Raw genomic sequence first — 26,377 nt, 5'->3', positions numbered from 1 at the left:
GGCCCTTATGGCCGGGTTTTTTATGGGCGGTTTTTGCGTGTCCGTCCTGTATCCGGTCCGAACACATGCCCCTGTAGGAGCTGCCGCAGGCTGCGATTTTTTGATCTTTCTTCTGGTTTTTTACAATCAAGAACCAGATCAAAAGATCGCAGCCTTCGGCAGCTCCTACAGTGGTAAATATTACCCTTGGATTAGGGTTGCCCCCAACGCCGCCACAATCTTCTGCAACTGCGCCGACTCCCCTTCAATCCGCACCTGCAATCCATCAATCTCCCGCCGCTGCGGGTAATGCTTGCGCAACGCATCAAACGCTGCCCGCTGTTCGTTCACCGTCCCGACAAGACTGCGGCGGAAATCCGCGTCATCACGGCGCGGGTCGTACACGCCACGGCACAGCATCGCCAATGCCCAGGCCGGATCACTTTCAGCGTTCAAGGTCACGTGGGACAGCCAAGGCGCCGGCAGCAATTCGCTCAGGCTGACTTCCGCCGGTTGACCGAGGAAATCGCAATACGCCTGATAAATCTGCGCCGTCCCGCGCTGTTTGCCATCAAGGCTGTAGCCCGCAATGTGCGGCGTTGCCAGCACGCAGAGATCGGCCAATGCCACATCGACCTCAGGCTCACCCTCCCAGACATCCAGCACGGCTTGCAGATCTTCGCGCTCTAACAACACGTTGCGCAGGGCCGCGTTATCGACCACTGCACCGCGACTGGCGTTGATCAGCCAGGTGCCGGTCTTGAGTTGATTCAGACGGTGTTTATCGAACAGGTGCCAGGTGGACTGAGCACCGTGTTTCTTCAGCGGTGTGTGCAAACTGATGACATCGCACTGCTCGATGATGCGCTCAAGGCTGACGAAGTCGCCGCCTTCCGCCGCTTGCCGTGGCGGATCGCAGACCAGCACGTTCCAGCCCAGCCCTTTCAACACCTTGACCAATCGGCCGCCGACTTCACCGGCGCCGACCACGCCATACGTGCGTCGAGTCAGGTCGACGCCTTCGATTTCGGCCAGGGTCAGCAGACTGCCAAGGACATAATCGACCACGCCTCGAGCGTTGCAACCGGGCGCGCTCGACCAGGTGATGCCGGCCTGCTGAAAGTAATCCAGGTCCAGGTGATCGGTGCCGATGGTGCACGTACCGACAAAACGCACCTTGCTGCCTTCGAGCAATGCGCGGTTGACGTTGGTCACGGAGCGCACCAGCAACACGTCGGCCTGCTCGACCGTTGCGCGGTCAATGGAGCGCCCCGGCACCCGGCGGATTTCGCCAAAACGTTCGAAGAAGGCGTCGAGCAGCGGGATATTTTCGTCGGCAACAATCAGCATGGCGGGCTCCTTTGGGGGATCGGCAGTGTAGGCGTAGATGGCCATGCTGGGCCAGCGGGCATTAGAGGTCACCACTTCTCCTGTTGTCACCACTTTTCCTGTGATCACCACTTCTCTGTGGTGAGGGGATTTAGCGAAACGTCGCACCGCCCCGTTGGGTCGCGCAGCGGCCCCTGTTACTGAATCCACGTTATCAGACACACCGCTTAAGCAGGTTCTGGGACTGCTTCGCAGCCCAACGGGGATAAATCCCCTCGCCACAGGGGTTACCGATAACTGCGCGAGGCAATTACAAATCCCCAACACAGCTGTTTTCCTGACCATAGCGTCAACGCGTAGAATGCCCCGCCTCGCGCATCAATACCTTTGGACGTTTCGCCCTTGAACTCCGTAACCGACAACACCACCGTTCTCACCCGCCCCGAACGCATCCGCCTGGAACTGAAAAACCTGCTCGGCCTGGCGCTGCCGATCATGGTCGCGCAGTTGGCCACGACAGCGATGGGTTTCGTCGATGCGGTCATGGCCGGCCGCGTCGGGCCTCGGGATCTGGCGGCGGTGGCACTGGGGAACTCGATCTGGGTCCCGGTCTTTCTGTTGATGACCGGCACCCTGCTGGCCACCACCCCGAAAGTCGCCCAACGCTTCGGCGCCGGCACTCATAGCGAAATCGGCCCGATCGTGCGTCAGGCACTGTGGCTGGCATTGGTCGTCGGGGTAATGGCCACCGGCATGCTGCTCGGCGCCGAGCCGATCCTGCACCTGATGAACGTCGATCCCGAGCTGATCGGCCCCTGCATGCAATACCTGCACGGCATCGCCAGCGGCCTGCCTGCCGTTGCGTTCTATCACGTGCTGCGCTGCTTCAGTGACGGCCTCGGGCGGACGCGCCCGGCGATGGTCCTCGGCCTGTGCGGCCTGGCGCTGAACATCCCGCTGAACTACATCTTCATCTACGGCCACTTCGGTGTGCCCGCCATGGGCGGGGTCGGTTGCGGCTGGGCCACGGCGATCGTGATGTGGGTGATGGCGCTCGGCATGGCCGGGTGGGAGCGTTGGGCGCCAGCGTATCAGTCGAGTCAGTTGTTCAGTCGTTTCGACTGGCCGCAATGGTCGGTGATCAAACGCCTGCTGGGCATCGGCCTGCCTATCGGCATTGCGGTGTTCGCCGAATCGAGCATCTTCGCCGTGATCGCCCTGCTGATCGGCAGCCTCGGCGCAACAGTCGTCGCCGGCCACCAGATCGCGCTCAACTTCAGCTCCCTGGTGTTCATGATCCCCTACTCCCTCGGCATGGCTGTCACCGTGCGCGTCGGCCAGGCACTGGGTCGTCGGGAGCCACGTGAAGCGCGCTTTGCCGCCGGTGTCGGCATGGGCACGGCGCTGGCGTATGCGTGTATTTCGGCGAGCATGATGCTGTTGTTGCGCGAGCACATCGCGACCATCTACACCTCGGACCCGACGGTGATTCATGTCGCGGCGATGCTGATCGTGTACTCGGCGCTGTTCCAGTTTTCCGACGCGATCCAGGTCACGGCGGCCGGCGCATTGCGCGGTTATCAGGACACGCGGGTGACGATGATCCTGACGCTGTTTGCGTATTGGGGGATTGGTTTGCCAGTGGGTTACGCGCTGGGCCTGACCGATTGGTTAGGCGCGCCAAGCGGCCCGAGCGGGCTGTGGCAGGGGTTGATCGTGGGCTTGAGTTGCGCGGCGCTGATGCTGTCGATCCGCTTGACGCGCAGTGCACGCAAGCAGATCCGCATCAGTCGTTCGACAGGGTAATTCAGACCTGCAGGCGCCGCTTTGCTGGCGATGGCGGCGGCTCGATCTATGATGTCGGCTGCCACATCGCCATCGCTGGCAAGCCAACGCCCACAGTTGTTAAGCGAGTTTCTTGCGGATCCAGTAGAGGTAGGTGCCTGCCTCTTCATGCTGGCCGATCAGCTCGTGATCGAGAAACACGCAGAACTTGGGGATGTCGCGACGGGTCGACGGGTCGGTGGCGATCACCTTCAGCAGCCCACCGGGCGCCAGGTCACGGATGTGCTGGTGCAGCATCATCACCGGTTCCGGGCAGTTGAGGCCGGTGGCGTCGAGGGTGCCGTCAACTGGCGTATCAATCATTTCACTCATGATTCACTCCTGAAACGTGCCGACATTGTCGCGCAATGTCGGGTGTTCGGTCATCTATGGCATGACACGGTCCCCTGTAGGAGCTGCCGAGTGAAACGAGGCTGCGATCTTTTGATCTTGTTTTTTAAGAGCAAGATCAAAAGATCGCAGCCTCGTTTCACTCGGCAGCTCCTACAGTGTGTTCATACAGTGTTCATATAGAGCCCATACAGCGCTCATACAGTTGCCAGGCAATTACCGGGACTTGGGCTTCTTCACATCAATCCGGCGCAAATGGCACGTCACTTCTTCACGGTCGTGATACAGCTGCTTACAGCCAATCTCCACCCGAATCCCGCGTTCCTTGAACCCTTCGGCAATCCGCTCCAGCAGGCGTTTCACCTCGGCATACCGCTGCTTCATCGGCAACTTCAGGTTGACCACCGCCTCACGGCAATGCCCTTCACCAATCCATTCTTCCAGCATCGCGGCATTACGCGCCGGCTTCTCGACGATGTCGCACACCATCCAGTCCACCGGCTGCTTGGGCTTGAAGGTAAAACCGTCCGCCATCAAATGCTGCACCAGCCCGGTATCCATCAGGCTTTCAGCCATCGGCCCGTTATCGATCGCCGTCACCAGCATGCCGCGGTTGACCAGCTGCCAGGTCCAGCCACCGGGTGCAGCACCCAGGTCAACGCCGGTCATGTCACTGTGCAAACGCTCGTCCCACTGATCACGCGGGATGAAGTGGTGCCACGCCTCCTCCAGCTTCAGCGTCGAACGGCTTGGCGCGTCACGGGGAAACTTCAGGCGCGGAATGCCCATCGGCCACATCGCCGAGTTGTTCGACTCCGCCAGCCCCATGAACACTTCGCGACCGCTCTTGAACGTCAACAGCAACCGCGGCTTGAGCGGGTCTTCCACCAATTTGCCGGCAGCCATCAGCGCCTTGCGCAAGTGAACTTCGAACTTCTTGCAGAAATTCGACAGTTCCTTGCCGTCGTTGGTGTCGACCATCTCCAGCCACAGGCTGCCGCACAACGGAAAATCCCTCATGTGCGCGAGGATCACGCTGATGCGATCGGTTTCCGGCAGATCGATAAAGATCCCGCGAGCCCACTGGCGCGGGAAGATCAGATCGGCGAAACGCTGCCCGCGCATCAGGCGCGCGGCACCGTCTTCTTCGGTGCAGATAAATTCGGCAAAGGCGCTGGCGGCCTTGGCCTTGGCATAACCGGCCACGTTCAAGCGTGCGGCATGTTCGGATATCTCGGAACAGACTTCGCCTTCGAAGCCTGGCCGGCAATGCATAAAGAGGGTGTTCATTCTTACTCCTGGGCAGATGGCGAGAAATTCAACCACTGCGCGATGCCCAGACTTGCGTTGAAGCAAAGCCTGTCACGAAAACCGGCGCATGATAGCCGAGTTCGGAACCTTGGACCTGTCCATAGAGTCCAGTTATTAGCTTTAAGCCGCAAAGAGGACTAGGTTTAGACCTCAGTTCGTCCCCTCAGTCCGTAGCCGTGCGGATCATAAGGAGTGATCGTAATGCCGTCCCTCGATAGCCTGAATACCCTCAAAACCCTGCAGATCGACGACAAGACCTACCATTATTTCAGTCTGCCCGATGCTGCCAAACGCCTCGGTGATCTCGACAAGCTGCCGATGTCATTGAAAGTGCTGCTGGAAAACCTGCTGCGCTGGGAAGATGAAAAAACTGTCACCGGCGCCGACCTGAAGGCCATTGCCGCCTGGCTCAAGGAGCGTCGCTCCGATCGTGAAATCCAATACCGCCCAGCGCGGGTATTGATGCAAGACTTCACCGGCGTTCCCGCCGTGGTCGACCTGGCCGCCATGCGCGCCGCCATGGCCAAGGCCGGCGGTGACCCACAACGCATCAACCCGCTCTCCCCCGTCGACCTGGTGATCGACCACTCGGTGATGGTCGACAAATTCGGCAGCGCCAGCGCGTTCGAGCAGAACGTCGACATCGAAATGCAGCGAAATGGCGAGCGTTACGCCTTCCTGCGCTGGGGTCAGAGCGCCTTCGACAACTTCAGCGTCGTGCCACCGGGCACCGGCATCTGCCACCAGGTCAACCTGGAATACCTCGGCCGCACGGTCTGGACCAAGGACGAAGACGGCCGCACCTACGCGTTTCCCGACACCCTGGTCGGTACCGACTCCCACACCACCATGATCAACGGCCTCGGCGTACTCGGCTGGGGCGTCGGCGGGATCGAAGCGGAAGCGGCGATGCTCGGCCAACCGGTGTCGATGCTGATTCCGGAAGTGATCGGCTTCAAACTGACCGGCAAGCTCAAGGAAGGCATCACCGCCACCGACCTGGTGCTGACCGTTACCCAAATGCTGCGCAAAAAAGGCGTTGTCGGCAAATTCGTCGAATTCTACGGCGACGGCCTCGCCGACCTGCCGCTGGCAGACCGCGCGACCATCGCCAACATGGCCCCGGAATACGGCGCCACCTGCGGCTTCTTCCCGGTGGACGACGTCACCCTCGACTACCTGCGCCTGTCCGGCCGCCCGCCGGAAACCGTCAAACTGGTCGAGGCCTATTGCAAAACCCAGGGCCTGTGGCGCCTGCCCGGCAAGGAACCGTCGTTCACCGACAGCCTCGCCCTGGACATGGCCAGCGTCGAAGCCAGCCTCGCCGGCCCGAAACGTCCGCAAGACCGCGTCTCGCTGCCGAATGTCGCGCAGGCCTTCAGTGACTTCATCGACCTGCAATTCAAGCCCACCAGCAAAGAAGAAGGCCGACTGGAAAGTGAAGGCGGCGGTGGTGTCGCCGTGGGTAACGCTGACCTGGTCGGCGAAACAGACTACGAATACGACGGCCACACCTATCGCCTGAAAAACGGCGCCGTGGTCATCGCCGCCATCACCTCCTGCACCAACACCTCCAATCCGAGCGTGATGATGGCCGCCGGCCTGGTGGCGAAAAAAGCCGTGGAAAAAGGCCTCACCCGCAAACCCTGGGTGAAAAGCTCACTGGCGCCCGGCTCGAAAGTCGTCACCGACTACTACAAGGCCGCAGGACTGACGCAATACCTTGATCAACTCGGCTTCTCCCTGGTCGGCTACGGCTGCACCACCTGCATCGGCAACTCCGGCCCACTGCCGGAGCCGATTGAAAAAGCCATCCAGAAAGCCGACCTCACCGTTGCCTCCGTCCTCTCGGGCAACCGCAACTTCGAAGGCCGCGTACACCCCCTGGTGAAAACCAACTGGCTGGCCTCCCCGCCACTGGTCGTCGCCTACGCACTGGCCGGCACCGTGCGCACCGACATCAGCAGCGAACCGCTGGGCAACGACAAGGACGGCAACCCGGTGTACCTGCGCGACATCTGGCCCAGCACCCAGGAAATCGCCGACGCGGTGAGCCAGGTCAACACCGCCATGTTCCACAAGGAATACGCCGAAGTGTTCGCCGGCGACGAACAGTGGCAAGCCATCGAAGTGCCGCAAGCCGCGACCTACGTCTGGCAGGACGACTCGACCTACATCCAGCACCCACCGTTCTTCGACGACATCGGCGGCCCGCCACCCGTGGTCAAGGACGTCTCGGGCGCACGCGTCCTCGCCCTGCTCGGCGACTCGGTCACCACCGACCACATCTCACCGGCCGGCAACATCAAGGTCGACAGCCCCGCCGGCCAATACCTGCGCGCCAAAGGCGTGGAACCCCGCGACTTCAACTCCTACGGCTCCCGTCGGGGCAACCACGAAGTCATGATGCGCGGCACCTTCGCCAACATCCGCATCCGCAACGAAATGCTCGGCGGCGAAGAAGGCGGCAACACGATCTACATCCCTACGGGAGAAAAGGTCGCGATCTACGACGCCGCCATGCGCTACCAGGCCGCCGGCACGCCTTTAGTGGTCATAGCGGGTCAGGAATACGGCACCGGCTCGAGCCGTGACTGGGCGGCCAAAGGTACGAACTTACTGGGAGTGAAAGCCGTCATTGCGGAAAGCTTCGAACGGATCCACCGGTCTAACCTGGTGGGCATGGGCGTGCTGCCGCTGCAATTCAAGCTGGATCAGAATCGCAAGAGCCTGAACCTTACCGGCAAGGAACGTATCGACATCCTCGGTTTGACCGGCGTGGAGCTGACGCCACGGATGAACCTGACATTGATCATCACCCGGGAAGACGGCAGCCGCGAGAAGATCGACGTGCTGTGCCGGATTGATACGTTGAACGAGGTGGAGTACTTCAAATCGGGCGGGATTTTGCATTATGTGTTGCGGCAATTGATCGCGTCATAACTTGACTGAAAGGGGCGCGCGCGACGCGCGTCCCTTCATACCGCAAGACTGTCGGAGCAAACGCTTGCTCGCGATATCGGTCCATCAGCCAACCAGGCTCTTGAGACGAATCTTAACCTCAGGCCCCGCCCATCCCCTGTGGCGAGGGAGTTCACTCCCGCTCGGCTGCGTAGCCGTAGCAGCCGCAAAACCTCTCCTTCCCACGCCGGTACTACCTAGCAGTTCTGATAGTAGGCAACGACTAAAAAAAGAATGATGCTGACAGCTTGGTTTATTTGAACCTTCCATGGAGCTCAGCCAATGCTTTTTCTCCCTCATGAAACCCAACTGGCGCTCTACCGTTACGACCCGCTCGATCACCTCGTTGAGTACACACTTCGTCAACAGACCCGCATCCAGCGCTTCTACTGCAGAACACGCCTTTCCACTGAAATACAAGGCGCAATCCAAAGCAGTATTATGCAGCACGACGACCAACTTTTAGCGCAGCGCCAAAAGCCTGAGGGGGCGGAAGCCAACACTGCCCTTCTAGCGACTGACCAACAACGCTCAGTGTTGAATACACTTGATATTAATCAAACCCATTCCCTTGCATATACACCTTACGGCCATCGTCCGATGGAAAACGGGCTACTCAGTTTACTCGGCTTCAATGGTGAACGACCGGACCCGACTACCGGACACTATCACTTGGGCAACGGTTATCGGCAGTTCAATCCGATGTTGATGCGGTTTAACAGCCCGGACAGTTGGAGTCCGTTTGGGGGTGGTGGATTGAATGCATACGCATATTGTGCAGGTGATCCCAGGAACCGGAAGGATCCCACAGGGCATAGCCCTGTAAGGGCCGCAATGGTAATAGCAATAGCAAGAGCAGTTGCAGCACAGACAAAAAAACGGCCTAGAGTGTCAGATGCATCACGATCCATCTCAAAACCAAAAGCGTCTAAAGCCACCGGAACTCAGCCGTCCACATCGTCGCCAACAACGACGACAATTGCCGCTAGAACAAATACTATTTCAGGAACGCCGAACCCAACTGGCGCTAATGAAACTATCGCTCAAATAAATCGCAATAATCCCATTACTGGAGCTTACACCTCTCAACCAAGCACACTCGACGTGGATTCGAGCTTTCGGCATTATCAACATGCACGAAACAACTATCCGTTCATCCCCTCACCTGTACCAGATTTAGATGTACCGAACCTGAATATGACGCCTGTATACAATAATGGAACGCTCGTCGTGGCTCCCTTTGACGCATCGATTGCGTTTTTCAGAAATGGAGCAACTCATTCCAGTAATTCTAATCCCCATCTCAGTCGCAAATTTTCGTTGCTCGCCGATTTAGTGGTAATAGAACGAGCCGAATTTATTCGGCATCACACCTGAATCAATCTGTAAGACTGTAGGAGCAAAAGCTTGTCGCGACATCGGTCCATCAGCCAAGCAGGCGCTTGAGATGAATCCCAACCTCAAGCCCCACCCCATTCCCCTGTGGCGAGGGAGTTCACTCCCGCTCGGCTGCGCAGCAGACGCTACCGATCCTCGCGGGTGTGCCACAGGCGCAACAGGTAGATAGTGGAATCCACTATCTCGTAACGCATTTCGTAATGGCCGATCTGTATTTGACGCACATCTCGTGGTTCGAACTCTTCCAGGCGCTCGCCAATGCGCGGGTTAGTCAATAGCGTGAGCGGCGCAATCGTGAGTTGCTGCACCGTTCGTGCGGCTGCTGTTTGATTCACCGATGCCAGAAACTCGTAAAGTCGGGTAATTTGTCCACTTTAAACGCCATCAGCGCGGCACCGGCAACGGAGTGTCGGTGTTGAGGCTATCAGCCCAGGCCTGAACATCCAGGTGATCAATCACTCGACCAGAGTCGACATCGGCCAACGCTTCGCGAGTCAGGCAATTATGCTGACCCAGCTTGTCGATCAAGTTTTTGGATCGCCACAGACGCTCTGCCGTCAAATCGACTTTTTGGGCCGACTGCTCAGGGATGTGAGCCGTGCCAGAGCAGGTTTTCGCGCTGGTTGCCATGATGGGTCGCTCCTAATTCGTTGCTCGATTCAAAATTAATCCAACTGAATAATCATGCACCCTCGCTGGAAGCATCGCCGATATCCCGAGACGAAGGCAATAATGCGTTTTCAACGTCATTGGCATAATATGCCAATCTAGGCATCCCCAACTTTCATCCCGACTGGAGCGCGCCATGGCCACCCGAAACATCGTGCTTACCGACCATTTAGAAAAGGTCGTCACTGATCTCGTTCTGTCAGGTCGCTACCAAAATGCCAGCGAAGTATTGCGCGAAGGCCTTCGCCTACTGGAACAGCGCGAAGCGGAAGAAGACGCAAAGCTCGACGCGCTGAGACAGGCCACCTCGTTAGGGTTGATGGATCTTGAACGCGGCCGCTTTGTTGATGTTCGCAGTGAGGATCTGGACGGCCTCCTGGCAGACATCGGTAATCAGGCCGCCCAATCTGTCGCAGAGAACCATTGAGCGTGGCGCAGTATCGAATTTCTGAAACAGCGCTCTCTGATATTTCCGACATTCTTAAACACTCGCAAATGCAGTTCGGGGCCAATGCCAGAGTCCGCTACCAGGAGCTTCTTCGTACAGCACTGGAAGATCTGGCTCAGGTGCCGACCCGAACAGGTACCAGCATGCGAGACGAAATCACCGTCGGTTTAAGAAGCTTTCACCTGTTCCATTCACGCAGACGTGCCGCCGCGGCAAGTGGCATGGTGCAACGCCCCCGGCACGTCATTTTTTATCGATTAGCCGAAGATCAGGTCATCGAGATCGTCCGTATTTTGCACGACGCGATGGAGGCCAAGCTTCACCTCCCGCAGGACTGATGCACTGAATCTCGGACACTTGCGTGGCCCAATAAACGTCTGTACCAACGACATCTTTTGTCACCAGCAGTGAAGAAGAAAATGCTGATTCATTGCCGCGCTGTATTCGCTTCTGTGTAAACACGAGACTTCGCGCACCACAAGGATGACCCCCATGCTCCGCCTACCCGGGCCGTACCTCACCATGCTCACCGCCGGCTACGTCCTGGCGCTCACCTACGGTCAACTGTCCCTGCAGGCCAGCATCCCCATCACCCTGCTCATCCTCGCAGGCATCGCCGTCCAACCCCAAAACCACCGCTACGCCCGCTATCTCGGCCATAGCCTCTTCGTCCTCCTCGCACTCGCCTTGGCCCTGCACTGCCTACCCGGTTTCCACAACGCCCAAGTCATCGAGCCCACGCGCTTCACCGAAAACGCCATCCCGTTCTCGATGTACCTCAACCTCGACAAACCCCTCCTCGGCTTCTGGCTCCTGCTCGCCTGCCCATGGATCATCGCCCAGCGCTCATTCACGCAAACACTGAAAACAGGTGCCATCACCCTCAGCCTGACAGCCCTGATCACCCTCGCCAGCGCATGGCTACTCGGCATCATCGACTGGGCACCCAAATGGCCCGACGTCGCCAGAATCTGGATCCTCAACAACCTTCTACTCGTCACCCTGGTCGAAGAAGCCCTGTTTCGCGGTTATATACAGGGCAGCCTCGGCGAACGACTCAAACACCTGCCCTACGGCGAGCACTTCGCACTTTTACTTGCTGCAACAATTTTCGGTCTTGCCCATTGGGGCGCCGGGTGGCAATGGGCACTGCTGGCGACTATCGCTGGCATCGGGTACGGGCTGGCCTACCGCTTCGGCGGACTGGCCGCCGCCATCGCCACGCACTTCGGTTTGAATCTGCTGCACTTCGGGTTATTCACGTACCCGATGCTGGCGGAATAGCCAAGGCGGTGAACCGAACGCCCGTATGACAGAAAGTTCCCATCGAGCCTTGACCCTACCCACCTACGCCACTAGAGTGCACGCTTTTAAAATGGCCCCGGCAGCAGTAGTGCACCGGAGAAGGCCGTACTGTTGCGCTGGAAAGGAATTCCATCCCCCTCCTCCTGCTGCCTGTGCGGTCAACACACTCGTTTCCGTAACCAGCGCAGCCCTATGTTCAATAAAATCCTGGTCGTATGCATCGGCAACATCTGCCGCAGCCCCACCGTAGAAGCCCTGCTTAAAAGCAAGCTGGCTGATCGCGGCAAAGTCATAAGCTCAGCCGGCCTCGGCGCCCTCGTAGACAAATCCATGGACGCCACCGCGCTGGAAGTCCTGCGCGAACACGGCGGCGACCTGCCAGACCATAAAGGTCGGCAACTGACTCGAGAAATGCTGCAACAGGCCGATGTAATACTGACCATGGAACAACGCCACGTGGACAGCATCGCGCGCATGGCGCCGGAAGTCCGCGGCAAGACGTTCCTGCTGGGTAAATGGCAGAACAATCAGGAAATTCCCGATCCGTACCGCCAGCAGAAAGTCGCCTTCGAACACGTCTACCAGTTGATGACGCAAGGCGTCGACAGCTGGTCGCAAAAACTATAATCACCTCTTGTAAAAGTACCCCGCATGCCAAGCCAAAACAGCCTACCTATTCAGGATCACAGCGACGACGATGACAGCATCGATCTGCTCGCGCTATTCGGTACTTTGATTGATAGTAAGTGGATTATTATCGGCATTACCGCGTTTTTTTGCGTGGTTGGTGTTGCCTTCGCTTTGCTATCGACACCTATCTACCAGGCTAACGCACTTGTGCAGGTCGAAGAAAAAAAGGGCGGCATGGCAGCTTTGGGTGGCATGGCGGAAATGAGTGAAATGTTTGGTGGAACCTCTCCGGCGGTGACCGAAATTGAGCTCCTGAAATCTCGCGCGGTACTGGGAAAAGCGGTAGAGAATCTAAAGCTCGACATTATTGTTGAGCCGAATTACTTTCCGTTGATTGGCCGTTTTCTGAGCAGACATTTTCAGCCGGAAAACCCGAACGACTTAGCACCACCTCTATTGGGTTTGAATAGCTTCACTTGGGGCGGTGAAAAACTCGACATTTTTCAACTGGACGTGCCAGACGCTTTTTTAGGTAAACCGCTGACATTACGCGCAGACGGCAACAACGCGTTTACTCTGTTCAATGAAGACGACGAAGCGATCTTGAGTGGTCAGAGTGGCGCTAAGGTTGAAGCGAATGGATTCAAGCTACAAGTAGCCGCACTCAACGCAAACGCTGGGGCGCTATTTAGCGTTAACAAACAACGTCGCCTAAGCACAATCTTGCAATATCAAGAAGATGTATCTGCGAGCGAGCGCGGCAAAGAATCTGGCATTATCGGGTTATCCCTGGAAAACGAAGACCCTGATCTTGCAAACAAAGTATTGGATGAGATCAATCGACTGTATGTGTTGCAGAACGTCCAACGAAATTCGGCCGAAGCCGCTCAAAGCCTTGAATTCCTGCGAACCCAATTGCCGGATGTACGAAAACAATTGGAAAAGGCAGAAGGCCAACTCAACGCTTATCAAACAAGCGCCCGTTCTGTAGACATCACCATCGAGACGAAAGCTGTGCTCGATCAAATCGTAGCATTGGAAACACTGATTTCTGAATTGAAATTAAAACAGGCGGAAATGGAACATCGCTTCACTCGGGAACATCCGGCCTATCAAGCACTGATGACGCAGATGGGTCAACTTGATCAACAAAAGCGGGGACTGGAAAAGAAAATAAAAAACCTGCCAGAAACCCAACAGGAGTTGCTGCGCCTAGCTCGTGACATGCAAGTTACTACGGAAATCTACACGCAACTACTGAACAAAACTCAAGAGCTGGATATCGTTCGTGCCGGCACCGTAGGCAACGTGCGCGTCATCGATTCCGCCGATGCAAATATCGAAAAACCTGTCAAACCGAAGAAAACACTAATCGTCCTGATAGCTACACTATTAGGCGGGTTAATTGCCGTTGCTTATGTACTGATCCGCAAGGCGATAAATCGTGGTGTGGAAGATCCGGAGGTCATTGAGCAACTTGGCATTCCAGTCTATGCGTCAATCCCCCTTAGCAAAGGCCAATCTTTGATTGAGGCAAGTCTGAAAGGTAACTTACAAGCCACTACGGGTTCACTCCTACTTGCCGTCAACAACCCTGCTGATCTAGCTGTAGAATCATTGCGGAGTCTTCGTACAAGTCTTCATTTCGCAACTCTGGAAGCTAAGAACAACATCTTAATGATCTCCGGCCCCAGTCCAGCCGTAGGTAAATCTTTCGTATCGTGCAACCTGGCCGCCATCATCGCCCAAACAGGGCAGAAGGTGCTGCTGGTCGATGCCGACATGCGTAAAGGCTATCTGAACAAGTTGTTCCGAATTGATGTGAGCAACGGACTTTCCGACCTACTGGCGGGCAAAATCGACCTAAACACAGCGACCCATTCGACGGAAGTGGCCAACTTGCACGTCATAACACGCGGGCAAATCCCACCGAACCCATCGGAATTGTTGATGCACAGTAATTTCACCCAGTTCCTGGAAAAAGTGAGTAGCGAGTACGACCTGGTTATCATCGACACCCCGCCTATCCTGGCGGTAACCGATGCAGCCCTTGTTGGGCGGCAGGCTGGCACAAGCCTTATCGTGACCCGTTTCGGCGTTAACGCCGCCAAGGAAATTCAAGTGACCAAGCGTCGCTTCGAACAAAACGGTATCGTCGTGAAAGGCGCCATTTTCAACGCTGTTGAACGTAAAGCTTCAGCCTATGGCTATGGCAACTACAGCTACTACCAGTACGAATACGCTTCAGATAAATAGCACCAGATTTCAGGGCAGCGCCGCTGCCCTGATCTATCCAAGAGAGCTTTCCGCATGCCTCCTCAGCACCCGCCACCCCGCTGGTACCTGATCCAGTGCAAGCCACGACAAGACTCACGCGCAGAGGAGAACCTGACGCGCCAAGCCTTCAAGTGCTACCGCCCCACCCAACACGTAGAACGCATTCAACGCGGCCGCCGCACCACTTCGGTGGAGTCATTGTTCCCTGGCTACCTGTTTATCCAACTCGACCAGCTTAACGACAACTGGCACCCCATCCGCTCAACTCGGGGAGTCAACCAACTGGTCACATTCGGAAAACAACCGATCGCCGTAGCTGATGGACTCATCGAACAACTCCAACAACGAAGTCAAAATCGACTCTGCGCGTCAACCGAAGACTCCATAGCACTGGAACCTGGTGACCAAGTGCGCATCACCAGCGGCAGCTATAAAGAACTGGAGGCCATCTTCCTCTCCCATGACGGTGCCGAACGCATCGTGATTCTCCTGCAGCTCCTCCATCGCGAACACACCCTTAGCGTCCCAATCAGCGCAATAGAAAAAACCTGATACCACTCTCTATAAAAACAAAAACAACCCCTATCTATCCCACTACCACTGCTCCCCTGTAGGAGCTGCCGAAGGCTGCGATCTTTTGATTTCAACGCCTCCAGCAACATCCCCTAATTACCCGCAATACCACTCACCAAACCCGCCCCGAAATCCCCCATCCATGTAACCCCGCCTCATCAAAAACAACTATTCCCACACCCAAATTTATGACTTGCCGGTCACTCCAGATACAACCCTTGTGAACCACTACTCAAAACACACAGTTCCGTCTGTAGGATCTTTCACACAAAACTGTTTTTACCTTCACTTTTCCCACCAAATCAGTAAAATGCGCCGTCGGCTGAGGGTAACAACTCACTCCGGCAGGATGCCATTGCACAGACCCCACGTTGTGCAGCAGTCAAGGACAGACTCATCTCCTCTGCTTGCCATTAACCGAGCCCAGACTCGGCCTGCCTGATTGATCCTCATCCCCAAAAATTGCCAGCGCTTGCGCATACGGCTCACGTCGCACCCACGGCGCACGTTCTCAGGAAACCAACGGTGAATCCTGGGGCGGTAGCGTGCCCAAAACCTTGATATTGGCCAAGGCGAAGTGCGTCCCCTCCTACGGATAAGGGGCTCGCCACGACAACGACCGGTTTGTGCCACAGGCCCAAACAGTAACTCCAGCTGAACGGAGCTAAATGCTCCTCACGGCGGGCATAGCTTGGAAGGCTATGTCCATTTCAACGCAAGGGACACTATCTTGATTCGCAAGCGCAACACCACAATGCCAGCAGGCCGCGGACTTACCTTCTGGGCTCAATGGGTAGCGGCAATATCCGTTCTAATTCTCTTGCTCTGCGCACTGGCAGTCATTAAAACAGGGGAAGTGGATACTCAATATCGTATTCTTAGTGTACTCATGCTGCTTGGTTCTGTACCTGCATATTCAATGATGCAGGTTTACCATAAACAGCACGGATATCTGGTCGGACTAGGGCGCTTACTTGCTGGATGGTTGACTCTGCTTTCCGGTTTAATGGTAATGGCATTTATAACAAAGACAAGTGAACTCTTTTCGCGAGAGGTAATCATCACTCTCGCACTATCTGGTTTTGCTCTACAAGCCGTCTTGTACGTGCCACTCCATAATCTGGCCAAACGATACCAACAGAAACTTCAAGCAGCACGAACTTCTCTTATCGTGGGCACCGGCGAGCTAGCACTTGACCTCGCGGATAAACTAGTTAAACAAAAGAACGAACCGCTGATTGGAATGGTCGCCGTGCACGACCACCCACTACCTAGTAATAATCTGTATCCTCTACTAGGTAATCTTGCCCACCTCAGAGACTTGATCGCAACGCATCGCATCCGCCGACTTTATATAGCACTACCTCTATCAGAGGCGGAGCAGATAGAGAGCCTTTATATCGATCTCCTGGACTCTAGCGTTGATGTAATCTGGATTCCGGATCTACAAAGCCTAATACTTCTGAATCACTCGGTATCAGAAATCGAAGGACTACCGGCTATACACCTAAATGAAAGTCCGCTGACGTCGTATCCCACCGCGGCACTCTCCAAGACTCTTTTGGATCGCTCCGTCGCGTTAGTTGCTATTATCTTATTAAGCCCGGTACTCATTGCTACGGCAATCGCCGTAAAGATGTCGTCCCCAGGACCGGTTCTATTCAAACAGAAAAGACACGGATGGAATGGTAAGATAATTAAAGTCTGGAAGTTTCGCTCTATGCGGATGCATGACGATCAGGACGTCAAGCAAGCAAAGCGTGACGACCCCCGGATCACACGCGTTGGACAATTTATCCGACGCACCTCAATCGACGAATTACCGCAACTATTCAATGCGCTTCAGGGGCGTATGTCACTAGTCGGACCACGCCCGCACGCGATAGCGCATAACGATTATTATACTGGTAAAATAGACGCCTATATGGCCCGCCACAGGATCAAGCCAGGTATTACAGGCTTGGCTCAAATCAGCGGATTTCGAGGTGAAACTGAAACCATTGACAAAATGGAGAAGCGCGTCGAATTGGATCTGGCATATATAAATAATTGGTCACTGTGGCTAGATATAAAAATATTGATTAAGACCCCAATAACGCTGTTATCCAAAGATATTTACTGACCGAATAGCGTTATCTTTGACGCCTATACAGCAGCTATTATAAACCTCCGCATCTTCTACACGCCTGTATCATGTCTTAAACAAAAATGATTAGATGCGCGCACTAGCAATACAACCCGACAAATAATTACTAATTTGACGGCATAACGGAAACCTCATGACATTATCTCCTCTCAAAGGTATAAAAAAAGCATTACGAAGATTTGCCCCAGGTGTAATTCCTTTTATTAAGAGACTAATAAAGATCAGTTATTATCTTCGAGATATAAATACATCTTGGAAATACATGCAATGGCCAACATCAGGGACTGACTACGGAAAACTTAGTGCTGAGTTAATATTTCAGTACCACAAATTGGAAAAAGGCCTATGTATGCCTGGTCCAAAACGGTTCTTTGGCGAGCAACCAACGCTCGCTACTATTGCACTAATCCAACGCTGGAATCAATTAGGTTTTAAAAATGAAAACCCCGTATTTCTTGGCGCCATTGCAACGCTGAGAACCTATAGATCCTTTATAGATCAGGTTTCTATACCAACGAATGTAGATCGAAATTTCATTGCACAAATCGATTCAGTGCTGGAAACGTGCATTGCGCCTCTTCACCACTTCAAAACCCCGATAGCGATTGGAAAACCAAACGATCTATTATGGAGTGAATTTTCAACATTAATGCTAAACAGAAGAAGCGTTAGAGATTATCTTCCAAAAAAAATAAAAAACGAAGACCTGAAAGAATGTATTAGCATTTCCAATCAGAGTCCAAGCGTGTGCAACAGGCAAACCTGCAGGGTACGAATATACGAAGATCCGGCGCAAATATCTAAACTATTGACTTTCCAAAACGGTAATCGCGGATTTGGACACCTTCTCTCTACATTACTAATAATCACCGCCGACACTCGATATTTTTTTGACGCCAGCGAAAGAAATCAACCCTTTGTTGATGGTGGCCTGTTTAGTATGAGTCTTATTCTCGCTCTTCAAAGCAAAGGAATTTCATCATGTTGCTTAAACTGGTGTGTATCCCCAACCGCAGATAGACTCGCCCATGAAACTGGTGATATTCCAGAGCACGAAAGAATCGTCATGTATTTAGCGGTTGGATACGCTGCTGAGGGTACAGTAGTTCCGAAATCAGAACGCAGGGCTCTGGAAGAAATTGCAGTATGAAATGCAAATAATAACAGGACAATGCAGTCACACTGAAAAACCGATAACAAATTTAATCAATCGTTATATCACGTGGCAAATGACTTGTGTCTCTTAAAAAAAACTCGTTTTATTTATTAATTATCTCTTTGGGGTCATTGATCGCTTCAGGCTTGGGTTTCATAACGCATATATTCATCGCTAGGAGTGTTACCCCCGAAGTACTAGGTAATTATTCAGCTATCTTCTTCCTAACTTCGACACTTGCCCCACTTGCCGGATTTGGAGTTTCACAATATCTTTTAAAAACATTCGGCCAATACGGTTGGGGTGGATTAAGGTGGGTGACTCCAACTCTTCGTTTTGTAAGAATAAGTACATTATCAACATGGCTAATATTAATAATACTAGCATTCACTATCCAGAAATCCAGCAATTTAATAATTGCAGCTGTTTTGATGTCGCTTATTATACTTCCAAATTTATTTACGGAGCTTATAGGAAGCATATTTCAATTAGAAGAGAAATATTTTCAGCTATCACTATGGCAATTAACACAATCAATACTCAAACTTTTTTTACTTGCAGTGACGACATATGCTTTTAAAATCGAGATAAATGAAATAGTGATAGCTGCAGTCTTCGCATGTACAGCAATGATTATGGCTCCTTTTGCGATAATAAAAATCAACCAATTAAAGAAAGGTACACTAAATCTAAAGGGTCACTCCGAGCGGCCTTCAATTAATACCCAGCCATGCGAGAGAATAAGCTCAATAGTTGTCTTTAAGGAATCATGGCCTTTTGGGGTTTCGGGTTTTTTTCATCTAGTGTATTTTCAACTTAGCATCGTATTAATTAATTACTTTCTAGGAGCAGAAGTTTCGGGCAACTATAGCGTGGGCTTCACACTCATAACCGCAGCAGCTATTCTTCCAGGGATTATTTACCAAAAATTTTTACTACCTAAAATGCATCGCTGGGCTCACCATGATCGAAGCCTTCTTTATAGAACCTATATAATAGGCAACTACGCAATGGGGGGTATAGGCGTACTGATTGCCGCAACCATTTACATGATAACCCCTTTACTAATCGAGCATGTATTTGGTTTGAAATACCAAAAATCTATCGAAATAATTAATTATTTAATTCTCGTGATACCCATATTTTATGTCGCTAGTAGCGCAGGCTCTACATTAATTACTGGCGCCCACATGTTAAGAAAAATAAAATATATGGGAATTACAGCAGTTATTAGTGTATTCGCAACTACATCCCTAATTCCGTTGCTCGGTGTCCACGCCGGAGCTGCATCATTAGTTTTGTCCTTCACGATCTTGGCGATGCTGTTTATAAGAGCCAATAAAAAATATGTTTTTTGTGATTTAACGACTGCGAAGATCTACGCCACTACCAGCAGATAAGTAACATCACAGATTACATAGTTGTGTTGTAGACATACCTTTATAAAGGAAGCGAAATGAAAAAGATTGGACTACTCACTCTTCCCCTAAAAACAAACTACGGTGGAACGCTTCAAGCATTTGCTCTGTATCAGTTTTTAAAAAGCCAAAACTTCGATGTCCAAATCATACAAAAAAATGCTTTCCGTTCAACTTGGAAAAGGATACTGGTAAACGTTTTTGAGCGAATTCCGTATCAGGACTTTAAAGGTTATCGATCTAACTATATCAACACAAAATTCCACAGGTCGTTTATAGACCGCCACCTCCCTGAACAAACGCAAGTCATAAACAACTATTGTCAATTGAAAAAAGTTACTAAAGACGCCGGTTATGACGCGGTCATAGTGGGGAGCGATCAAGTCTGGCGTATGGACTATATTGATGACGGCTTTTACGAATCTTACTTCTTAGACTTTGTTGAAAATCCCAGCACAAAAAAAATTGCATACGCAGCATCATTCGGGAAAGATCATTGGCAAGCACCCGATAAAATCGAGAAAATAACACATCTACTTAGCAAATTTCATGCAATTTCAACACGGGAATCAAGCGGCGTCAAAGTTTGCAGTGAAACTTTTTCAAGTCCGAAATGTACGCAGGTACTAGATCCCACACTATTATTAGACAAGAGTTTTTTTGAGGCTGTATTAGAGCAGCCTCCCGCGTCATCAAAAATGAAGCTATTGAATTACGTTTTAGATGGTGAAAACTATAAAGATACAATACTAAAAGAAACCGCGGCAGCGCTAGGTGAAGGCTACGACGTTTCAAGCATTTACAATCCAAGTCAAAAACATCAGACATACACCATTGAGCAATGGTTAGGTCACTTCGCTACTGCTGATTTCGTAATAACTGACTCATTTCACGGCATGGTTTTCTCGATAATTTTCAATAAAGATTTCTTGGTAATCGCTAACAAAGAGCGCGGTTTGTCGAGATTTACTTCATTGTTAAAAGTACTGAATTTAGAGTCTCGACTTATTATCGATGGCTCAGCAGCTAATATCCCAAACAAAATTTCGCAGATTATAGATTACTCCGATGTAGAGATTAAATTATCTGCATTAAGAGATTATTCTAAAAAATATCTAGAAAATTCGCTGATATAAATAGGTGGTAATAGTCATGGAAATTCAACTACCTATAGCGAAACCTTTTTTCTCTATAATTCTCCCTACATATAATGTCGAAAAATACATTGCTCGATGCTTAGACTCATGCCTTAACCAGTCGTTTACAGAGTTTGAAATAATAGTTGTAGATGATTGCGGAAGTGACCAATCTATAAAAATAGCCGAGGGCTATGTGAGTCGCGACCCAAGAGTTAAAATTGTTTATAGCCAGCTAAACAAAGGGACTTTCCTCGCGAGAAGACAAGGGGTGCATGAAGCAAAAGGCACTTATATTTTATTTTTAGACCCAGATGACTGTCTGAAAAGCGGGGCACTGATTCAGCTGCATGAACAAGCAAAAACAATATTGCCAGACATTATTTTTTTTGGCGTCGAAGTTTCTCCAAAACCGTCTGCCACCGCCTTAAAACGCAATCTTCCAGCCGACTGCAGAGTACCAGAGGAAATTCTCAACACGGTTTTTTGTAATGTTTCTAACTCAAGCTGGGGCACCCCAGGAAAAATGTATGCTCGAAACGTAGCAATTTCGGCTTATGATCACCTTTCTTTTATCGAGCAGCGTTTAACCTTCGCAGAAGATGTGCTTTACCTATTCTCTGCAGTCGCAAATGCGAACTCATGCTTAAGCGTAAATTCGCCTTTATACCACTATTTCAAAAACTCTGAATCAATAACTGAAACAAAAGACTTTTACGATATTTCTAACCTTTGCCAACAAATCGATCTAATTAAATCCCACCTAGGTATTCTTTCAAAGAACGACGAACTTAGGAGGAAAAACAGGTCATCTCTAATAAAATCATTTGTCAAAGTTAGAAACGAATTAACTTCTAACGCTGAACTTATGAAGCGATACACTACTGATCCTTATACAGGAAGAGGACTTTATTTTTCATCTGTATTACGTTCATTTCGGGCGCGGACTAGCCTTAAAGATATCAGCAGACTGGGTATATACGTTCTAACTTTTGGAAAATTTAAATTTTGACAGCACGCCGAACTTTAGTAGCACGATAGCTTTTATTTTTTTGTAATATAGAGCCAGTATTTATCATGCAGATATTTTTTTTACACCCTGGAAAAGCTGCTTATCCAGAGATAGCGGCATACAAAGAATACTTCGGGGGGCGAGCTTATATGCTAGATGGTACATTAGATGAATATAACTCCATCAAAAATAAATCTGAATATTTAGTTTGGTGCATCATGGGATTTTACCCTAGATCGCTTAAAGCAAAATATGTAATCCATGATTACAGGTCACTTTCAATAGGAAAGCATGCAAAAATTAAAGATCTTATTAAACGATTAGCTATGCCAAAGCCGAATCTCAGAATCTATCAAAACCACATGATCGAAAGTGCAATGAAATTTAGCGATCGTGTACCGTCTATACACCTACCAATGGGTGTACCAAAATGGATATATGACATAAAACCAGACTCCTCTTTACCAAAAGCAACCTTTTGTTACATTGGTGAGATTACAAAGGATAGAGGCATGGATCTGGTAATAAATGCCTTTATAAAATCAAGAAGAGAAACCGACAGCTTAATATTGGTTGGAAATGTAGAACAAAAAATTCACACAGAATTCAAAAATGCACCAGGTGTCAGTTTCACAGGGAAAATGACTCAAAAGCAAGCTTTGATCATTGTAAAAAATAGTGAATATTGCATCTGCAGAATCCCCAAAAAATACCCATATGATTACCAAATGCCTACGAAATTTATCGAGTACGCTGCAGAAGGTAAAATTATCATATGCAACGACAGTCCTTCCAACAACCTAGCTATCCAAACCTTGCGTTATCCGGCAATAATCTCGGATGAAGCAATTTTCTCAGCAAGTCTCTTCGAGAAAATAGATTCTTGGAAATGTGACCAAACTGCTTACACTGGACTAGATTGGCATGCGGTAATAGATAATTCAAATATAAATTCATACATCGCAAAAGTAATAGAAGAGCGGTAACGAATGAATTTCACAGCGTATTCGCGTAATCAAAAAAGCCTTACATTCACATTGCTAATCACCTTAGCAGCTATAGTTGTTTCATTAATAATAATGCCGTTCATGACGGTGTGGTTGTTGATGATATTCGGCTCACTATATTTAGCAATGACTGAAAAAAATGCGCGATTAATTGTCTTATTGATAATAACTCTCGCGGCATTAGTGCTCACTCCTTATATTTCGACGAAATCTGGATGGGCAATTGCAGGCAATGACAAGAAATTGTACCTAGAATTTATGTATCAATTTCTAAGAAGTGATTTCCTACAGTCAGTTGCAACTCAACCTGAATTCGTATCTTTTTTTCTCATAAAAATATCTGCCGAATTATTCGGACCCCGTAACGATGCTTTCGCTCTGATTTTTCTAGTCTCATTTATTTTATTAGCTATTGGTGCCATTCGCACGCACCAACGGGCTTCACTCGCTTTTCTCTTGTTTTTCTTATCATCCTCAGTGTTTTTCAATGTATATGGCAATACAATTAGGCAAGGCTTAGCCCTTTCTTTCATGTTTATCGTGATTTCAGAAAACAGCAGACGAAAATACGTATTCATGCTTTTGTCGATATTTTCACATTTTTCTGCTTTCGCTCTCGCGCCGTATCTTTTAACTCGAAATATAATCCTTAAATTAAGCCTAAAGACCACTTTGCTTTTCTTCGGTTGTTCTTATGCCGCAGGATTTACTATTTCACTAATAATGAACATGTTTTCTTTCTCCTGGGAATATCTCGAAAAGAAGCGAACTTTATATGTTGACTTCATCAGCGACGAGACTGGGATCGCAAAAATCACTTTTTTCATCATTCTGGCAATCGTACTGTTTTCTAAATCAGAGCTATGTTCGCGACTAGCTCAAAAATCAAGAAATGTTACAGCGAAAGAGAACTACGCTCTAGAATCGCTTTTTGCGCTAACCATTTATTTATCGCTCCTATTGTTTTTTGTCATGCAAATCACTGATTTTTTTGCAAGGTACTATCTGTACTTTCTGGTAATTTCAGTTTTTTATATATCGGTATATATTTACACACGAAAAAGTAACAGCCTAAGAATCGTAGGGGTTGCTTTCATTATTCTTTATGCATCAGCATCAGTTATTAACAACTTCTATAAATTCGAACTGTTCTACTGCAGCAGATCGAGTGACTTTTTAACCGACTCCACGCTTAAGATTATCGAATGCCTTTGAGTTGACAAAGCCGAGGCACAAGGAGCTTTTTTTTGAAAATTGTTCATGCAACAGAGATCGACATCGGTGGTACTGCCACTGTTTTACATTTGCTTCTAAAGAATCAAGTACTAGATACACGTATTACCTCGTCATCCTGCTTAATTCCTAAGACATTGCAGGCGACTCTTACCGAAGTACCGAATCATGCGTTTCATCCTTATACGCGGACAGGTCGTAATTTAACGTCACTATATAATTTTTCTGTGTCTTTCACGAAAACCATTTGGCAACAAAAACCTGACTTAGTACATCTCCATAGCACATTCGCGGGCATTCTCGGCAGGTTGATCTTATTGATGATGCGGCCTTTCAGAAGACCGAGGGTTGTATATTGCCCTCATGGTTTTTCATTTCTGATGGAAGGATCAGATTTTAAAAGAAAGTTGTTCACATATCTTGAGCGACTATTATCATTGTGTACTGACAAGATTATTTGCGTTAGCGAGTATGAAAAAAACTCCGCAATCAAATCCGGTATCGACCCACGCAAAATCGATGTCATACACAATGGCACCCCTATAATTCACGCTTCAAAAACCCTTACAGATTCGCCCTACGTTACTTTGGAAGGGAAGAAAAACTTTCTATTCGCAGGAAGACTTGATCAAGCGAAGGGCTTTGATATATTGCTTTCGGCAATGCGACGTGTAAAAGATAGGAACGTGCACTTGACCGTCGCGGGGATAAGTTGCAATGAAGTCCCTGACGATGCCCGTTTAAAGAATATAACCTATCTCGGCTGGATGAGCCCTGCAGCACTGCAACCATACTTTATTCACTCAGACGCTCTTATACTTCCAAGTCGTTGGGAGGGTTTTCCAATGGTTGTTCTTGAAGCAATGAGTTTGGGTATTCCGGTGCTAGCAAGTGATTGCACTTCACTTCCTGAGGCCGTCGTTCATGGCCAGACTGGCTTGCTCTTTGACATTTCCGACATTAATAACATTTCCAATATTCTAATTTCCACAGACTCATTGACTTTGAATAAAATGGGCGAAAAAGGTCGAGATCGCTTTCATAAACTCTTCACATCCGATGTCATGACTGAATCAACCTTGTCCTTATATTCGATACTGATAAATGGGCGTAAAAATCGTAATTTCGAAGGTGCAGTATGAAAACCGCAGTAATTTTTGGTGGGTCTGGCTTTATTGGCGTCTTTTTTGCAAAAAAGTTACTCAGTATGGGTTATCAAAAAATTTACTTGTTTGACATCGAGCAAGTGGCAGACAAGCCATTCCCCTACAGATTGAAACTAGTTCAAGAAGATACCCGGATAATAGAAGTAAAAGGCGATGTCCGACAGCCCATAAAATGGAGCCCGGACGAGCCTATTGAACTGATTGCAAATTTTGCAGCCATTCATCGTGAGCCTGGGCACAATGACTTCGAGTACTTCGAAACCAATTTATTGGGAGCTGAAAATGTTTGCAATTGGGCAGAGTCAGTTAGTTGCAATCAGATTATATTCACTAGTTCTATTTCACCTTACGGACCTAGCGAAGATCGCAGAGACGAATATTCATTACCCACCCCAAAAACACCTTATGGAAGCTCTAAATTAATTGCAGAGAAAATTCATCAAACCTGGCTTGCCAAGGATGAAACTCGTCGCAATTTAGTTATTGTAAGGCCTGGCGTTGTCTTTGGCCCGGGAGAGGGGGGAAATGTCTCTCGACTCATCAAAGCAGTAATTCATAGATATTTCTTCTACATGGGAAATCGTACCACTAGAAAGGCGGGGACATACGTAAAAGAATTATGCGAAGCCCTAATCTGGGTTTTGGAAAGGCAAAAAGTTCAGGCAAAAAACTTTTCACTTTTTAACATGTCTATGAACCCTGGCCCCTCTATCCAAGAGTACGTGGATACTGTTTGCAAGGTGACAGATTTACAGCGAAAAATTTTTAACCTTCCTCCTTTTCTTCTGTTTGCAGTAGCTCATTGCATCGATGTCATAGCTAAACCTTTACGTGTAAAACATCCATTTAGCCCCGTTAGAATACAGAAACTAATTCGTTCTAATAATATTTATCCAAGCTTTTTGGTTGAAAATAGCTATCAATACGTTTACACGTTAGAATCAGCTTTTCATGATTGGAAAAAAGATTGCCCTTCCGAATGGAGTTAAATTTTTAAACTTGGAAAATTACCTATTTTCAACCGAGCGCGATCAACCAAGCGACTGCA

The 26,377-nt window shown here is 50.0% G+C and carries 23 protein-coding genes; 18 read left to right on the top strand and 5 right to left on the bottom strand.

Translation table 11 applies throughout. The features are described 5' to 3' along the window. Positions 1-180 precede the first annotated feature (180 nt). A complete protein-coding gene (pdxB, locus tag ACA063_RS09400; RefSeq protein ID WP_497666497.1) occupies positions 181-1,329 on the bottom strand; it encodes a 4-phosphoerythronate dehydrogenase PdxB in 1,149 nt (382 codons plus the stop codon). Positions 1,330-1,710: 381 nt separating this feature from the next. Between pdxB and ACA063_RS09395 the strand changes: the two genes are divergently transcribed. Next, positions 1,711-3,114 carry an MATE family efflux transporter gene (locus tag ACA063_RS09395; protein WP_497665620.1) on the top strand — a complete coding sequence of 468 codons (1,404 nt, stop codon included), beginning with the start codon at positions 1,711-1,713 and terminating at the stop codon, positions 3,112-3,114. A 99-nt stretch (positions 3,115-3,213) separates the two neighbouring features. Here the strand turns inward: ACA063_RS09395 and tusA are convergent, their stop codons facing one another. Then, a complete protein-coding gene (tusA, locus tag ACA063_RS09390) occupies positions 3,214-3,465 on the bottom strand; it encodes a sulfurtransferase TusA (RefSeq protein ID WP_162437432.1) in 252 nt (83 codons plus the stop codon). A 234-nt stretch (positions 3,466-3,699) separates the two neighbouring features. Continuing rightward, positions 3,700-4,773 (bottom strand): 23S rRNA (cytidine(2498)-2'-O)-methyltransferase RlmM, encoded by a 1,074-nt coding sequence (rlmM, locus tag ACA063_RS09385; protein ID WP_497665619.1) that lies wholly within the window; start codon positions 4,771-4,773, stop codon positions 3,700-3,702. 222 nt (positions 4,774-4,995) lie between these two features. Here rlmM and acnA point away from each other — a divergent pair, with 222 nt between their 5' ends. Beyond that, positions 4,996-7,737, top strand: coding sequence for an aconitate hydratase AcnA (gene acnA / locus ACA063_RS09380; protein ID WP_497665618.1), 2,742 nt, complete (start codon positions 4,996-4,998; stop codon positions 7,735-7,737). A 300-nt stretch (positions 7,738-8,037) separates the two neighbouring features. After that, positions 8,038-9,132, top strand: a complete 1,095-nt coding sequence (locus ACA063_RS09375) for an RHS repeat-associated core domain-containing protein (protein WP_497665617.1) — start codon at positions 8,038-8,040, stop codon at positions 9,130-9,132. A 146-nt stretch (positions 9,133-9,278) separates the two neighbouring features. Here the strand turns inward: ACA063_RS09375 and ACA063_RS09370 are convergent, their stop codons facing one another. Both ACA063_RS09370 and ACA063_RS09365 read right to left on the bottom strand, forming a co-directional pair. Further along, positions 9,279-9,518 carry a type II toxin-antitoxin system RelE/ParE family toxin gene (locus tag ACA063_RS09370; protein ID WP_497666496.1) on the bottom strand — a complete coding sequence of 80 codons (240 nt, stop codon included), beginning with the start codon at positions 9,516-9,518 and terminating at the stop codon, positions 9,279-9,281. Positions 9,519-9,537: 19 nt separating this feature from the next. Then, positions 9,538-9,783, bottom strand: a complete 246-nt coding sequence (locus ACA063_RS09365; RefSeq protein WP_497665616.1) for a CopG family transcriptional regulator — start codon at positions 9,781-9,783, stop codon at positions 9,538-9,540. A 175-nt stretch (positions 9,784-9,958) separates the two neighbouring features. On the opposite strand from ACA063_RS09365, the gene ACA063_RS09360 reads away from it, so the two are divergent. The 15 genes from ACA063_RS09360 (at position 9,959) to ACA063_RS09290 (ending at position 26,318) form a co-directional block, all read left to right on the top strand. Beyond that, on the top strand, positions 9,959-10,249 hold the full coding sequence (locus tag ACA063_RS09360; RefSeq protein ID WP_497665615.1) for a type II toxin-antitoxin system ParD family antitoxin: 291 nt from the start codon (positions 9,959-9,961) through the stop codon (positions 10,247-10,249). 2 nt (positions 10,250-10,251) lie between these two features. Next, positions 10,252-10,608, top strand: coding sequence for a type II toxin-antitoxin system RelE/ParE family toxin (locus ACA063_RS09355; protein WP_497666495.1), 357 nt, complete (start codon positions 10,252-10,254; stop codon positions 10,606-10,608). Between the two features lie 154 nt (positions 10,609-10,762). Continuing rightward, entirely contained in the window at positions 10,763-11,554 is a 792-nt protein-coding gene (locus ACA063_RS09350; protein WP_497665614.1) for a CPBP family intramembrane glutamic endopeptidase, read from the top strand. 213 nt (positions 11,555-11,767) lie between these two features. Beyond that, entirely contained in the window at positions 11,768-12,202 is a 435-nt protein-coding gene (locus ACA063_RS09345; RefSeq protein WP_490146071.1) for an arsenate reductase/protein-tyrosine-phosphatase family protein, read from the top strand. A gap of 24 nt (positions 12,203-12,226) precedes the next feature. Beyond that, positions 12,227-14,461 (top strand): polysaccharide biosynthesis tyrosine autokinase, encoded by a 2,235-nt coding sequence (locus ACA063_RS09340; protein ID WP_497665613.1) that lies wholly within the window; start codon positions 12,227-12,229, stop codon positions 14,459-14,461. Between the two features lie 54 nt (positions 14,462-14,515). After that, positions 14,516-15,034, top strand: a complete 519-nt coding sequence (gene rfaH / locus ACA063_RS09335; RefSeq protein WP_497665612.1) for a transcription/translation regulatory transformer protein RfaH — start codon at positions 14,516-14,518, stop codon at positions 15,032-15,034. 751 nt (positions 15,035-15,785) lie between these two features. Further along, a complete protein-coding gene (locus tag ACA063_RS09330; RefSeq protein WP_497665611.1) occupies positions 15,786-17,177 on the top strand; it encodes an undecaprenyl-phosphate glucose phosphotransferase in 1,392 nt (463 codons plus the stop codon). Positions 17,178-17,334: 157 nt separating this feature from the next. Then, positions 17,335-18,351 carry a nitroreductase family protein gene (locus tag ACA063_RS09325; protein WP_497665610.1) on the top strand — a complete coding sequence of 339 codons (1,017 nt, stop codon included), beginning with the start codon at positions 17,335-17,337 and terminating at the stop codon, positions 18,349-18,351. A gap of 86 nt (positions 18,352-18,437) precedes the next feature. Continuing rightward, positions 18,438-19,757 (top strand): oligosaccharide flippase family protein, encoded by a 1,320-nt coding sequence (locus ACA063_RS09320; RefSeq protein WP_497665609.1) that lies wholly within the window; start codon positions 18,438-18,440, stop codon positions 19,755-19,757. 56 nt (positions 19,758-19,813) lie between these two features. After that, positions 19,814-20,911 carry a polysaccharide pyruvyl transferase family protein gene (locus tag ACA063_RS09315; protein ID WP_497665608.1) on the top strand — a complete coding sequence of 366 codons (1,098 nt, stop codon included), beginning with the start codon at positions 19,814-19,816 and terminating at the stop codon, positions 20,909-20,911. A gap of 16 nt (positions 20,912-20,927) precedes the next feature. Then, the gene (locus ACA063_RS09310; RefSeq protein WP_497665607.1) at positions 20,928-21,923 is read left to right on the top strand and encodes a glycosyltransferase family 2 protein; all 996 of its coding nucleotides are present in this window, start codon (positions 20,928-20,930) and stop codon (positions 21,921-21,923) included. Positions 21,924-21,988: 65 nt separating this feature from the next. Further along, entirely contained in the window at positions 21,989-22,909 is a 921-nt protein-coding gene (locus ACA063_RS09305; protein WP_497665606.1) for a glycosyltransferase family protein, read from the top strand. 3 nt (positions 22,910-22,912) lie between these two features. Further along, positions 22,913-24,145 (top strand): EpsG family protein, encoded by a 1,233-nt coding sequence (locus ACA063_RS09300; protein WP_497665605.1) that lies wholly within the window; start codon positions 22,913-22,915, stop codon positions 24,143-24,145. Positions 24,146-24,177: 32 nt separating this feature from the next. Beyond that, entirely contained in the window at positions 24,178-25,305 is a 1,128-nt protein-coding gene (locus ACA063_RS09295; RefSeq protein WP_497665604.1) for a glycosyltransferase, read from the top strand. Continuing rightward, a complete protein-coding gene (locus ACA063_RS09290) occupies positions 25,302-26,318 on the top strand; it encodes an NAD-dependent epimerase/dehydratase family protein (protein ID WP_497665603.1) in 1,017 nt (338 codons plus the stop codon). The genes ACA063_RS09295 and ACA063_RS09290 overlap by 4 nt, the downstream gene beginning before the upstream one ends. Positions 26,319-26,377 lie beyond the last annotated feature (59 nt).

This window comes from Pseudomonas sp. LBUM1643 (genome assembly GCF_059716215.1).
Note: the sequence above shows the minus strand (reverse complement) of the source record. Positions and strands in the feature narration are given on the sequence as shown.

Excerpts from the sequence above, each read along its gene's own strand:
- ACA063_RS09360 (WP_497665615.1), top strand. The coding sequence starts at position 9,959 with ATGGCCACCCGAAACATCGTGCTTACCGACCATTTAGAAAAGGTCGTC.
- tusA (WP_162437432.1), bottom strand. The coding sequence starts at position 3,465 with ATGAGTGAAATGATTGATACGCCAGTTGACGGCACCCTCGACGCCACC.
- ACA063_RS09375 (WP_497665617.1), top strand. The coding sequence starts at position 8,038 with ATGCTTTTTCTCCCTCATGAAACCCAACTGGCGCTCTACCGTTACGAC.
- ACA063_RS09310 (WP_497665607.1), top strand. The coding sequence starts at position 20,928 with ATGGAAATTCAACTACCTATAGCGAAACCTTTTTTCTCTATAATTCTC.
- ACA063_RS09365 (WP_497665616.1), bottom strand. The coding sequence starts at position 9,783 with ATGGCAACCAGCGCGAAAACCTGCTCTGGCACGGCTCACATCCCTGAG.
- pdxB (WP_497666497.1), bottom strand. The coding sequence starts at position 1,329 with ATGCTGATTGTTGCCGACGAAAATATCCCGCTGCTCGACGCCTTCTTC.
- acnA (WP_497665618.1), top strand. The coding sequence starts at position 4,996 with ATGCCGTCCCTCGATAGCCTGAATACCCTCAAAACCCTGCAGATCGAC.
- ACA063_RS09340 (WP_497665613.1), top strand. The coding sequence starts at position 12,227 with ATGCCAAGCCAAAACAGCCTACCTATTCAGGATCACAGCGACGACGAT.
- ACA063_RS09315 (WP_497665608.1), top strand. The coding sequence starts at position 19,814 with ATGAAAAAGATTGGACTACTCACTCTTCCCCTAAAAACAAACTACGGT.
- rfaH (WP_497665612.1), top strand. The coding sequence starts at position 14,516 with ATGCCTCCTCAGCACCCGCCACCCCGCTGGTACCTGATCCAGTGCAAG.
- ACA063_RS09345 (WP_490146071.1), top strand. The coding sequence starts at position 11,768 with ATGTTCAATAAAATCCTGGTCGTATGCATCGGCAACATCTGCCGCAGC.
- rlmM (WP_497665619.1), bottom strand. The coding sequence starts at position 4,773 with ATGAACACCCTCTTTATGCATTGCCGGCCAGGCTTCGAAGGCGAAGTC.
- ACA063_RS09325 (WP_497665610.1), top strand. The coding sequence starts at position 17,335 with ATGACATTATCTCCTCTCAAAGGTATAAAAAAAGCATTACGAAGATTT.
- ACA063_RS09290 (WP_497665603.1), top strand. The coding sequence starts at position 25,302 with ATGAAAACCGCAGTAATTTTTGGTGGGTCTGGCTTTATTGGCGTCTTT.
- ACA063_RS09300 (WP_497665605.1), top strand. The coding sequence starts at position 22,913 with ATGAATTTCACAGCGTATTCGCGTAATCAAAAAAGCCTTACATTCACA.
- ACA063_RS09305 (WP_497665606.1), top strand. The coding sequence starts at position 21,989 with ATGCAGATATTTTTTTTACACCCTGGAAAAGCTGCTTATCCAGAGATA.
- ACA063_RS09350 (WP_497665614.1), top strand. The coding sequence starts at position 10,763 with ATGCTCCGCCTACCCGGGCCGTACCTCACCATGCTCACCGCCGGCTAC.